General features: G+C 55.5%; 12 protein-coding genes and 1 CRISPR repeat array. Of the genes, 2 read left to right on the forward strand and 10 right to left on the reverse strand.

Going from position 1 to position 11812, the window contains the following annotated elements; translation table 11 throughout:
• Window positions 1-85: 85 nt before the first annotated feature.
• Window positions 86-538 carry a VanZ family protein gene (locus ACY1JZ_RS19265; protein ID WP_462630529.1) on the reverse strand — a complete coding sequence of 151 codons (453 nt, stop codon included), beginning with the start codon at window positions 536-538 and terminating at the stop codon, window positions 86-88.
• Between the two features lie 55 nt (window positions 539-593).
• On the opposite strand from ACY1JZ_RS19265, the gene ACY1JZ_RS19270 reads away from it, so the two are divergent.
• Window positions 594-1121 (forward strand): type 1 glutamine amidotransferase domain-containing protein, encoded by a 528-nt coding sequence (locus ACY1JZ_RS19270; protein WP_462630530.1) that lies wholly within the window; start codon window positions 594-596, stop codon window positions 1119-1121.
• Window positions 1122-1285: 164 nt separating this feature from the next.
• Here ACY1JZ_RS19270 and ptsP read toward each other — a convergent pair whose 3' ends face one another.
• From ptsP to ACY1JZ_RS19310, 8 genes are all read right to left on the reverse strand, one after another.
• On the reverse strand, window positions 1286-3049 hold the full coding sequence (gene ptsP, locus ACY1JZ_RS19275) for a phosphoenolpyruvate--protein phosphotransferase (protein ID WP_270172088.1): 1764 nt from the start codon (window positions 3047-3049) through the stop codon (window positions 1286-1288).
• Entirely contained in the window at window positions 3046-4932 is a 1887-nt protein-coding gene (locus ACY1JZ_RS19280) for a glucose PTS transporter subunit IIA (protein ID WP_462630531.1), read from the reverse strand. The genes ptsP and ACY1JZ_RS19280 overlap by 4 nt, the downstream gene beginning before the upstream one ends.
• A gap of 157 nt (window positions 4933-5089) precedes the next feature.
• Window positions 5090-5692, reverse strand: a complete 603-nt coding sequence (locus tag ACY1JZ_RS19285; protein WP_270172093.1) for a hypothetical protein — start codon at window positions 5690-5692, stop codon at window positions 5090-5092.
• Window positions 5693-5811: 119 nt separating this feature from the next.
• A complete protein-coding gene (locus ACY1JZ_RS19290) occupies window positions 5812-6240 on the reverse strand; it encodes a CoA-binding protein (protein WP_270172095.1) in 429 nt (142 codons plus the stop codon).
• 78 nt (window positions 6241-6318) lie between these two features.
• Window positions 6319-7614: a 3-phosphoshikimate 1-carboxyvinyltransferase gene (gene aroA, locus ACY1JZ_RS19295; RefSeq protein WP_270172097.1), complete on the reverse strand. Its 1296-nt coding sequence runs from the start codon at window positions 7612-7614 to the stop codon at window positions 6319-6321.
• A 50-nt stretch (window positions 7615-7664) separates the two neighbouring features.
• Window positions 7665-8033: a fluoride efflux transporter FluC gene (locus ACY1JZ_RS19300; protein WP_462630534.1), complete on the reverse strand. Its 369-nt coding sequence runs from the start codon at window positions 8031-8033 to the stop codon at window positions 7665-7667.
• Window positions 8030-8422, reverse strand: a complete 393-nt coding sequence (gene crcB / locus ACY1JZ_RS19305) for a fluoride efflux transporter CrcB (protein ID WP_462630536.1) — start codon at window positions 8420-8422, stop codon at window positions 8030-8032. The genes ACY1JZ_RS19300 and crcB overlap by 4 nt, the downstream gene beginning before the upstream one ends.
• Window positions 8419-8949 (reverse strand): shikimate kinase, encoded by a 531-nt coding sequence (locus ACY1JZ_RS19310; protein WP_462630537.1) that lies wholly within the window; start codon window positions 8947-8949, stop codon window positions 8419-8421. Before ACY1JZ_RS19310 ends, crcB begins: the two co-directional genes overlap by 4 nt.
• Before the next feature lie 155 nt (window positions 8950-9104).
• On the opposite strand from ACY1JZ_RS19310, the gene ACY1JZ_RS19315 reads away from it, so the two are divergent.
• The gene (locus tag ACY1JZ_RS19315; protein WP_270172102.1) at window positions 9105-9446 is read left to right on the forward strand and encodes a hypothetical protein; all 342 of its coding nucleotides are present in this window, start codon (window positions 9105-9107) and stop codon (window positions 9444-9446) included.
• Between the two features lie 28 nt (window positions 9447-9474).
• Here the strand turns inward: ACY1JZ_RS19315 and gnd are convergent, their stop codons facing one another.
• Window positions 9475-10884: an NADP-dependent phosphogluconate dehydrogenase gene (gene gnd / locus ACY1JZ_RS19320; RefSeq protein WP_462630538.1), complete on the reverse strand. Its 1410-nt coding sequence runs from the start codon at window positions 10882-10884 to the stop codon at window positions 9475-9477.
• Window positions 10885-11245: 361 nt separating this feature from the next.
• Window positions 11246-11809: direct repeats of the CRISPR family, unit length 32 nt; unit sequence ATTTCAATCCACGCACCTACACGAGGTGCGAC.
• Window positions 11810-11812: the final 3 nt, after the last annotated feature.

Raw genomic sequence — 11812 nt, forward strand, 5'->3', positions numbered from 1 at the left:
CTATTACTCGGCAATTCGCGGCGTTAACTTACTGTATTCGACTTCTTTCGCACAACTCCTGCATATAGGGGGATAGCAATTTTAGCTAATCAACAATTTTCCTCCATGCTTTGCGGACAAAAGGAAGCTGCAGCGATAGCATAGCCAGCGCCGCGCCAATCGTATCATTGCGCAGATCGGCTATATCTGGCGTGCGGTCATCGACAAAGGATTGATGATACTCATCTGTCACTCCGTAGAGCAGGCATAGCAGTATAATCAGCAGCTTCATGCCCCAGCTCTCCGACCTGCGTCCAAAGCCATACGCATAGGTCAGCGCCAGTATGTAGTATGCAACAAAATGCCCCCAGTCAAAGCTCTCCATCATTGGCAGCAGCAACTGGAACAAGGGCAGTACGGAGCCAAGCTCCTCTCCTGTGCGTGAGGACAGCCAGAAAATGACGCTCATCCAGAGCACAGCCGGCAGCCAGCGCAGCAGCTTTGCCAGACCTTTCGTATTGCGTTCATGCGAGTGCTTCATTTGCTTCATTTGCTTCATCGTATCTCCTTCGCTACAATAATAAGGTAATCCATCGTATAGGGAGGGTTCCGAAGTGAGCTTGCAGGGTAAAACGGTCATCTGCCTGCTGGATGACGAATTTGAGGATTTGGAATTATGGTATCCGGTCTATCGAGTGCGTGAAGAAGGTGCTGTAGTATTGTATGCCGGACCGGAAAAGGGACGTCAGCATATCGGCAAGTACGGCGTTCCGGCAGTCGCCGACCTGTCCTTCGATGAGCTGGACAGTGCAGCCATTGACGGACTGCTCGTGCCGGGCGGCTGGGCACCGGACAAGCTCCGCCGCTACCCGAAGGTGCTTCAGCTCGTGCGGGAGCTTGATGAAGCTGGCAAGCCGATCGGACAGATCTGCCATGCCGGCTGGGTGCTGATCTCCGCCAAAATTTTAACCGGGCGTACAGTAACCTCGACACCAGGCATCCGTGACGATATGGAAAATGCCGGAGCAACATGGGTGGACGAGGCAGTCGTGGTCGACAGAAACCTCATATCTGCCCGCCGACCGCCTGATCTTCCACCGTATGCGAAGGCTTTCGTGGATGCGTTGCTCCAGCAAGGCTAGGGCATGTCTCCAGACCCGCTCAAGGGCATCGTTCACCGCCTGTTCGCCCTGTGCTGCGTTACGTTCACACAGGCGTACCCTCGGTACGCCTGCGAGAACGTGCCTGCCCGGAACGAAAATTTCGGCAACATCTGCTCCCGTCGGAGCTTGAAGACACACCCTGGCTAATTTTGCGGACTGGCACAGCGCGTAGCCTCGCGCAGCCGGTCCGTTCTGCTGTTAAAATCGCCTAGCCTGTCGTAGATTTCCTGGCTCGTTCGGCAAGCCAGCAGTTCGTCCAGCAGCTTGCGGCTATCCTCCTGGCTCGTGTTAAGCAGCCGTTCCTTCACATTCAGTATCGTGTGAGAGGACATGCTCAGCTCATCGACATCCAGTCCCAGCCAGATTGGCAGCGCCCGTGCGTCCCCGGCAAGCTCGCCGCAGACGCCGACGGGGATGCCCCGGCGCTTGGCTGCATCAACGGTCAGCTTGAGCAGACGCAGCACGGCTGGATGATAGGGCTCATACAGATGGGCAATCTGCTCGTTCATCCGATCCACTGCCAGCGCGAACTGCACCAGATCATTGGTGCCCACGCTGAAGAAATCCACCTCATCAGCCAACAGATCGGCAATCATGACAGCCGCAGGCACCTCGATCATCACCCCGACCTCAATATCCTCCTTGTACGGCAGCCCTGCCTGCCGCAGCTCCTCCTTCGCCTCCTCCAGCAGCATACGCGCCTTCCTGACCTCCTCGACTGAGGAGATGAGCGGAAACATGACCTTTACATGTCCATAGCATGCGGCACGCAATATGGCGCGCAGTTGCGTCTTGAACAAATCCTGGCGATCCAGCGAGATGCGAATGGCCCGATAGCCAAGGAACGGATTATCCTCCTCGGGAATCTCAAAATAATCGAGCTGCTTGTCGCCCCCTATATCCAACGTGCGAATAATGACGGGCCTTGTCTTCAGCCGCTCTGCCACTTTCCGGTACACCTCGAATTGCTCCTGTTCCCCTGGGAAGCTGAATCTGTCCATATACAGGAACTCTGTACGGAACAATCCGACCTCTACGGCTCCGGCGCGCAGCGCCACCTCCAGCTCCTTCAGTGAGCTGATGTTGGCCGCCAGCTCGATCGTCTTGCCATCCGGCGTAACCGGCTGGAGATCAGCGATCCGGTGCAGCTTCTTGCGCTCCTCCAGCATATCATTGCGGCGTGCACGGTATCGATCGATTACCAGCTTCGAAGGGCGTAATATAATCTCTCCACGCCCACCGTCGATAATCAAGGAATCACCGGTCTGGATCGGCGCATCGAGCTTGCTCTCCACCCCGACCACGAGCGGAATGCCGAGCGCCCTGGCCATAATAGCCGAGTGCGAGGTCGTGCTACCAGCCATCGTGACAATGCCCAGCACATGGCATGGATTCAGGTGAGCCAGTTGGGATGGGGACAGCTCCTTCGCCACGAGAATGAAAGGCTGCGTATCCGTAGGCAATGTAATCTCAGGGGCCCCAAGCAGATGCTTGAGCAGCCGGTTGCCGACATCCTTGATGTCGAGCGCCCTCTCCTTCATATATTCATCATCCAGCAGGTCAAACATCGTGACGAAGTGGTCGATCGCTTCCTTAACCGCCACCTCGGCTGCCTTGTACTGCCGCTGGATAATCCCCTGCACCTCATTCATGAACACCGGGTCGTCGAGGATCGCCAGATGCGCGTCGAAAATTTGCGTCTCATCCGTGCCGACAACCTGACGAAGCTCGCCCTTCATCTGCTCGATCTCGTCCTTGGATGTCTTGATGCCTTCATACAGCCTGTCGAATTCTTTGGCCAGGTCGGTTACATCAATCTTCTGCTCAGGCACATCCCATTCCCAGTTCGGAAGCACAAAGGCTTTGCCGATTGCGATGCCTGCTGAAGCTCCTATCCCTTGAATCATTGTGAATCCTCCCCATCCTCTCTCTTGTGCAGCACAACGGACATAACCGACGCCTGACCCTTCTTGACTGCCTTGAACGGCCCATAGCGCCATGAGCGAACGACCTCAGAATTAGTGATGACCATCGGGGTTGCCAGTGATTTGCCTTCCTGACGGATACGGCCCATATCGAACTTGACGAGCAGCTCTCCCGGCTTGACCTCGTCTCCTTCCTTGACAACAGCATGGAAGCCTTGGCCCTTCATCTGGGAGGTGTCAATTCCGATATGAAGCAGCACATCCAGCCCCTCCTCCGTGCGCAGACCAAGCGCATGCATCGTCGGATAGACATGAATAACCTTTCCCTTGACCGGTGATACCAGCTCGCCACGATCGGGCATGAACGCCACCCCTTGGCCAACCAGCTTGCCAGCGAAGATCGGATCAGGCACCTCCTCAAGCGGAATCATGCGTCCCTGCATCGGTGAACAGAACAGCACCTGGGTGAGATCACGCTGCAGCGCCTTGACCATCTCCTCACGGATCAGCTCGGAGTAGGTGCCGAAGACGACCTGAACATTACCGCTACCCAGACGAATGACACCCGCTGCCCCCAGGTTGCGCAGCGCATTAATGTCAAGCAGCTTGTCGTTGGACAGCTTGAGCCGCAGACGGGTAATGCAGGCCTCCATCTGCACGATGTTGTCCTTGCCGCCGATTGCCTGCAGGATGAGCGGCGCACGATACGGAATATCCCCCGCCCATTCGTCCAGATGCGATCCCTCCTCACGCCCAGGGGTCGGAATGCGGAAGCGGCGAATCGCCCAGCGGAACAGCATATAGTACAGCAAGCCGGATACGATGCCGATGGGTATGAGCAGCCAGCCGCGGGTGGCCAGATGGCTGTTGATGATGAAATCTATCGCTCCCGCCGAGAATGAAAACCCGTGCAGGATACCCAGCTCATAGGTCACCCACATAATTAATCCCGACAACACGGCATGGACGATGAACAGATAGGGCGCGACAAACAGGAATGCGAATTCCACCGGCTCGGTCACCCCTGTCAGGAAGGATGCCAGTGCAGCGGTTGTGAAGGTTTTCTTAATCTTCGGCTTGAGATCCTCGCGAGCCTCATGAATAATGGCAAAGGCAATCGCAGGCAGCGCGAACATCATCGTCGGATACAATCCCGCCATAAATACGCCGGCTGTCGGATCGCCAGCAAAGAACCGCGGCAGGTCCCCGTATACCGTCACGCCGCTTCCCATATCGTAACCGCCCACCTGAAACCAGAACACATGGCTCACCAGATGATGAAGTCCGAATACAACCAGAATACGAAGCACGAAGCCGAATAAGAACACCCCGAAGCCTCCGGCCTCCGACACGATGTCGCCCAGATGCTGCAGACCGCTCTCGATCAGCGGAGCAATATGAATCATTAAGATGGAGAAAAGTACTGATAAACAGCTCACCACAAGCGGCACGCTGCGTGGTCCGCCGAAGAAATGAAGCCACTCCGGGAGCCGCAGCTCCTTGAGGCGCTCATAGAAAAACCCGGACACCAGACCGAAGATAACACCCACCAGCACGGTCGGCTGAATCTCGTATTCACTGAAGCTGCTCGTTATACCGGTATAGATGGTCATACCGGCAAGTGCCGCCATAATCGCCGCGCCTGCGCTATTGGACAAGCCAGAGGCGACGCCCAGCGCAAACAAATAGGGGAGAAATGAAAACAAAGCACTGCCCGCTGTAGCCAGATATGTATTAAAATAGGGCAAGCCCAGAGCAGACCAGGGCAACTGGCTCAAGCTTAGAAATACGGCTGCCGCAGGCAGCACCGTCATCGGCAGCATCAATGCACGCCCGACTTGCTGCAGATTGCCCATTATTTTCACAAGACTTCCCCCTCTTTCATAGATTTTCTCGATTATCCTTCACAGAATGCCATTGCTGGCACTATTAAGATGGTAAGGGTTTGTCCCGAATTTGTCAAAAAGAAAACGGCGAACCGCGTAGGGTTCGCCGCCTCTTCTTACCTGGCTAAACGCCAGCTTAGAAACGGTTCATGCCGTTTTGCCCGAATTGCGCGTTGTTGCCGGCCTGATAGCCGAGATGCGCCAATACCGGACCGTCCTGAGCATGGGCATTCGTTGCATTCAGCACAGGATTTTGCTGGGTTTGTGCATGAGCTGGCTGGAAGCTCTGGTTCTGATAGCCTGTATTGTAGCTCGCTTGGTTCTGTGCTCCTTGGCTATTGATCGAGTAGCCGCCAAAGTGCGCAATGACCGGTTGCGAAGCATATTGGCTATTTTGCTGCGCATAGGGCTGTTGCTGGGATTGCATCATGCTGTTATGCTGCACAGCTTGCGGATAATAATCCCGGCCTGCCTGGTAGCCCAGGTGGGAGATTACCGGTTGGTATTGTGTTTGTGCTTGACCCATGCCCATCTGGCTGTTCTGCATGCCGTATTGTTGACCAATCTGACCTTGCTGGCCAGCTTGGTAGCCCAGATGAGAAATGACCGGGCCGGCATTTTGCGTAGGGATCTGTCCACGGTATTGAGACTGCACATAGCCTTGCGGCTGAAATTGGTTCTGCTGATTGAAGGAAGCTTGGCTCGCTTGAAATCCTGGCTGATAAGACATTCCGTTCATGTCTTGTCCTCCTCATAATGGGGGTAGTCTTCATGAGCACCTGTGCGGAGTCCATGAAGCCTCTCTTATTGTAGGAGTGCAGGACTGTTTTTATCCCTTCCTCAAAATGGAAGTCAGGCTTATCCCTTGCCACCTGGCAGCAATATCGAATCCTCCACCTTAATGCAGCGATCCATAACCACATCCAGCCCGCCCTCGCGGGCGATCTGCGCCGCCTCTTCGCTGTGGATGCCTAGCTGCAGCCAGAGTGCCTTCGCTCCGATCTGTACAGCCTCCTGGGCTACTGGCGGGCAATGCTCGCTGCGCCGGAATACATTAACCATATCGACCGGAAAAGGAATATCTGCCAGACTCGGGTAACATGTCTCCCCCAATATTTCGGCAGCGTTCGGATTCACCGGAATAATCCGATACCCCTTAGCCTTCATCGCTTCCGATACCATGTACGAGACGCGGTCAGGCTTGTCGGATAACCCGACGACAGCAATAACAGAGGTGCGCTGCAGCAGCGCCTTGATCTCATCGCGCGAAGGATGCTCATATGCCATAGGACAGACCTCCTTTATATAGTCGAGCATTCTAAAATAAGGTTTCGTTGCTGTTGCTGCTTCAGTGCAGTAGCTGCTTCAAGCTTCCACCCACTCTACCTTTGCGCCAAGCGCCTGCAGATGGTCGAAATAGATCGGGTACGATTTGGCGACATGATGCGCGTCACGAATCCGTATCGGCTTGTGCGCACGCAGTCCGACGACAGTCAATGCCATAATGACCCGGTGGTCATAATGGGCGTCGATCTCAACGCCGCCCTCTACGCCCTCCGGCTTGCCATGCACGATGATCTCGCTCTGCTTCTCCTCCACGTTCGCGCCTGCCTTGCGCAGCTCGTTCAGGTAATCGGTGATGCGATCGCACTCCTTGTAGCGCAGATTCTCTACATTATAGAAACGGGATGTCCCCTCTGCGAATACAGCCGCAGCCACCATAGCCAGCACCGCATCAGTCGCTGCGTCGCCGTCGAACTCGACCGCCTTCAGCTTGCCATTGCCTTGCACATGCACGAGACCGTTCGTATGCGTCAGCGGCACCTCCATCATGCGCAGCACATCAATAATGGCGCGTTCACCCTGCTTGCTGTGCTCCTCCAGACGATGAATCTTCACATCGGACTGTGTAACTGCTGCTGCTGCAAGCACGGCAGCGGAGCCCGGATAGTCGCCTTGGACAATGTATTGCTTGGCTGCATATTTCTGATTGCCTGGAATCTTATAGTGCATCAGGTCTTCGCTCGCCTCGATAACAATCCCCGCCTGTGCCAGCACCTCCAGCGTCTGCCCGATGACGACCTTGGATTTGAGATCATGCAGCACTTCAATCTCGCTATCCTCCGGCAGCAGCGGCGTCAGGAACAGCAGCGCGCTCAAAAATTGAGAGCTGACATTGCCAGATACCTGAATCTTCCCGCCCTTGGCCGCACCGCCATGAATCGTGATCGGCAGCTTGCCTTGCTGATGGTCGACCTTGACGCCCATCTGCTCAAGCGCCGTGATGAGGTCATCATGCGGACGCTTGCCCAGTGAATCCGGGTAGGTGTTCACGAAGGTCACTTCCGGGAGAAGCGAAGCAATAGCCATCAGAAAGCGCAGTACCGCTCCGGCGTTGCCGACGTTCAGCTCCTTCACCTCGCGCGGCTTGCTGCCAAAGCCGGTAATCGTAATCTTCTCCTCATCTTCCTCGATGACAGCACCCAGATCACGGATACAACGACGCATCGCATCGCTGTCCTCGCTATGAGCCGGATAGTAGATGGTGCTCGTCCCTTCGGCCAGCGCAGCCACGAGCAGGTAACGGGTCGTATAGTTTTTGGAAGAGAGCGCTTGAAGCTCGCCCTCCAGCCGCGGAGTGGGAGTAACCAATACATCCATCGTTTATCTTCTCCTCTATATAAAATAATATCATGATCGTTCATCATTCATCAGGCAAGCAGGACGCCACACAGATAGCCCGCCCAGCACAGCAGCAAGCCTCCGCCGCAGGTTAGCAGCAGATAGCCTGCCACAAGGGGAAGCTTGCGTTCCTGGGCGATCAGGACGCTCTGTACCATGAAGGTGGAGTAGGTGGTGTAGCCGCCCAGTACGCCTGTCGCGGCAAATAGATACATCTGCGGGAGCCGAAGCTGCAAGCCAAGGCCGAATAGCAGACCGAGCAGCATGGCCCCGGTCAGATTAATGGCTAATGTCGCTAGATAGGAGCGCGAGGTATAGCGGGCAACGATACGGCCGCCTGCATAGCGCAGCAGCGAGCCGAGGGCGCCGCCCAGCGCACAGGCTGCGAGGTCGATCACGCTCGATTCCTCCTTGCTGCGCTCCTCATGAGCTGCAGTCCCGCTGCGGCCAGCACAAGTCCAGCCAGCAGCGACACGGTGAAATACAGGGCGGCCTCGAAGGTTTCCCCATGCTGCAGCAGCACCACCAGCTCCAGGCTGAATGCCGAGAACGTCGTGTACGAGCCGATCAGTCCCGTACCGACGAATTCCTTCCATACCGCCGCCATTCCGGGTCGGGCGAGCACATAGCCTGTCCACAGACCCAGCGCCAGGCTGCCGCTCAGGTTGCAGGCCAGTGTGCCCCACGGAAATCCCGGCATTCCATGCGGGGTTAACCATAGGCTCATCGCCAGACGCAACGGAGCCCCGATTGCGCCGCCAGCGGCCACGGCCAGAGGCAGCTTCATCGCCGCTGCTCCAGCAGCTCCACGATACGGCTTGTGACACCCGCCGCGTCTAACGCTGTCGTATCGATGGTGTCATGCGCGAAGCGATACGCATCGCGACGCTCCGAGAGCAGCGCAGCCACACGCTGCTCCACATCCCCCTGTAGCAGCGGACGGGCACTGTCATTGCGGACACGGCTTACGATGGCCTCCGCCTCGGCAGTCAGCGCGATGACCCAGCCATGGCGCAGCATCTGCTGCCGATTCTGCTCACGCAGCACAGCTCCGCCTCCTGTAGCCAGCACCTTGCCCTCAGGCAATGTCAGCATCTCGGTCAGCACCCGGCTCTCCGCATCGCGAAACACCGCCTCCCCCGACTCGGCAAATATATCGCGGATGGCTCTGCCCTCCTGCCGTTCAATCTCGCCGTCGAGATCGATGCAGCGCAGGCCAAGCTGCTCGGACAGCAGACGGCTTACAGCGGATTTGCCGGTTCCCATGAAGCCGACGAGCACAATAGTTAACGGATTTTCAGCCTTTGCAGACAATGTCGGGCACTCCTCTTTCCATTTTTTAAAAACATCATACCATATTATTCGCGCAGGGCACTTATTATTTGGACAGGGACGGTATAAAAAATACCTTTTTGTCGTATGGATATACTATCCAATTTTTGAATATTTAATAAAGGGAGGGATCATCCATGAACCAAGCCCACGATTCAAGCGGATCAGGTCGGGCCGGAAAGCCGCAGCCATCCGAGAGCGAGCTGGAGCAGCAGAAGCTGCGGCGCTATCTGGAGCCTGGCTATCCGCTATGCCGCTCTGAGGTCATATGGATATTGGACTGGATCAAAAAAAAAGCGGCTGCGGGCGAGCCAAGCATGCTTGGGGTGCCGCAGCCGCAGTTGCTGAGAGGCTTCAGTCGATTCGCTGAGGCCGCGATGCTCATCATTCACAACCAGCGCTTCAGCTACGAGGAGTCGGATCGGCTGCAACGGCTGCTAGCAGATGCGGTGCAGTCCATTCGTCCCTCGCAGGAGTAGCCTTATTGCTGATCAAGCTCCGCTTGTCTTACTCCATCCAGTTGAAATGGAATGTGCCTTCCTTGTCCACACGCTTGAAGGTGTGAGCGCCGAAGTAGTCGCGCTGCGCTTGCAGCAGGTTAGCTGGCAGGCGCTCTGTGCGATAGCTGTCATAGTAGGACAGCGCGCTGGCAAATGCCGGTACCGGAATGCCCGCAGCGACAGCAGTCGCTACTACTTCACGCCATGCGCTCTGATAGGACTCGACGATCTGCTTGAAATAGTCGTCCAGCAGCAGGTTGCGCAGCTCCGGATTTTTGTCGTAAGCATCCTTAATGTTTTGCAGGAAGCCGGCACGGATGATGCAGCCGCCACGGAAGATCATCGCGATGTCGCCATAGCGCAGATCCCAGCCATACTCCTCGGAAGCCGCGCGCATCTGGGCGAAGCCTTGGGCATAGGAGCAGATCTTGCTGGCGAACAGCGCTTTGCGAACAGCCTCGACGAATGCCGCCTTGTCGCCTTGGAATGCTCTGGCTTCTGGCCCCTTCAGCAGCTTGCTGGCAGCGGTGCGCTCTTCCTTCATCGCAGACAGGAAGCGGGAGAATACCGATTCGGTAATGATGGACAGCGGCACGCCCAGGTCGAGCGAGCTTTGGCTTGTCCATTTTCCTGTTCCCTTCTGTCCTGCGGAGTCCAGAATAACGTCCACCATCGGCTTGCCTGTCTCTGGATCGTACTTGGAGAAGATGTCGGCTGTAATCTCGATCAGGTAGCTGTCCAGCTCCCCTTTATTCCACTCGGTGAAAATCTCATGAAGCTCCTTCGTATCCACGCCCAGCACATCCTTGAGCAGTTGATACGCTTCGCAAATAAGCTGCATATCGCCATACTCGATGCCGTTATGCACCATCTTGACATAGTGTCCCGCGCCGTCTGGCCCGATGTACGTACAGCAGGGGTCGCCGTTTACTTTGGCGGAGATCGCGGTCAGGATCGGCTCCACCAGCTTGTAGGCCGACTCTTGTCCGCCCGGCATGATGGACGGCCCCTTCAGCGCGCCCTCCTCGCCACCGGAGACGCCAGTGCCGATGAAGCGGAAGCCTTTGGCTTCGAGGTCCTTGCTCCGGCGCTGTGTATCCGGGAAGTATGCATTGCCTCCGTCGATAATAATGTCGCCTTCCTGCAGATGAGGAACGAGCGAGTCAATGGTTGCGTCTGTGCCTTGTCCAGCCTGAACCATGATCAAAATTTTGCGCGGCACTTCCAGAGAAGCGACGAATTCTTCAATTGTATACGCTGGATGAAGATTTTTGCCTGCTGCTTCTTTTATCAGATCATCCGTTTTCTCACGCGAACGGTTGTATACGGATACGGTAAATCCTCTGCTCTCAATATTAAGCGCCAAATTTTTTCCCATGACGGCTAGGCCGATCACGCCGATTTGCTGTTTAGACATGTGCTTCATTCATCCCTTTACATTCTTATTTCCTTGCGAAAATGCGCGAACGCCCCCGATACAACAGGAACCGCTCCATTTCCGGCAAGCAGTCTAAAAGTATTTTACTCTATTTTCCCGAAAGATGAAAATCATTTTTCATATCTTGAAGCCGCAAATGGCGGAAAATGAAGTCGTTTGCGATTGTAAGCGCGTACAATTGGTTGCGCCAGAACAGCCGCCATGCGGCGGGAGTGTATGCAGGCACTTGCATGAGGTGCGACTCGTTCGCGAGTACGGCGATCTGCATACGTATGATATTTCAATCCACGCCTACGCGAGGTGCCACACCTGCGACCTCAGATTGTCCACCCGCACCATAATTTCAATCCACGCACCTACACGAGGTGCGACTTACACAACCCCAATCCCATTTCAAGGAGCGTATCATTTCAATCCACGCACCTACACGAGGTGCGACAGGGTTATTATACCCTATCTACGTGTATTTTGCATTTCAATCCACGCACCTACACGAGGTGCGACGCCAATGACGACAAAACTATTGTGGTTCTTTATATTTCAATCCACGCACCTACATAAGGTGCGACGTCGACTGTCTTTTTAACGCCCGCAAAGGCTGATTCATTTCAATCCACGCACCTACATAAGGTGCGACATTCAACACACGGAACGCCCCAGCCAGCACATCAATATTTCAATCCACGCACCTACATAAGGTGCGACAAGGCATTGACTCGAGACTCGTTGACCCTGAAATTTCAATCCACGCACCTACACGAGGTGCGACCATTACTTTTGTTATATACCTTATACCAATCTGGAAATTTCAATCCACGCACCTACACGAGGTGCGACCTGCTGCCATGGCTGCAGCACGAGCGGCTGCCCGTATTTCAATCCACGCACCTACACGAGGTGCGACCAT

It is taken from the genome of Paenibacillus sp. J5 (assembly GCF_054955055.1).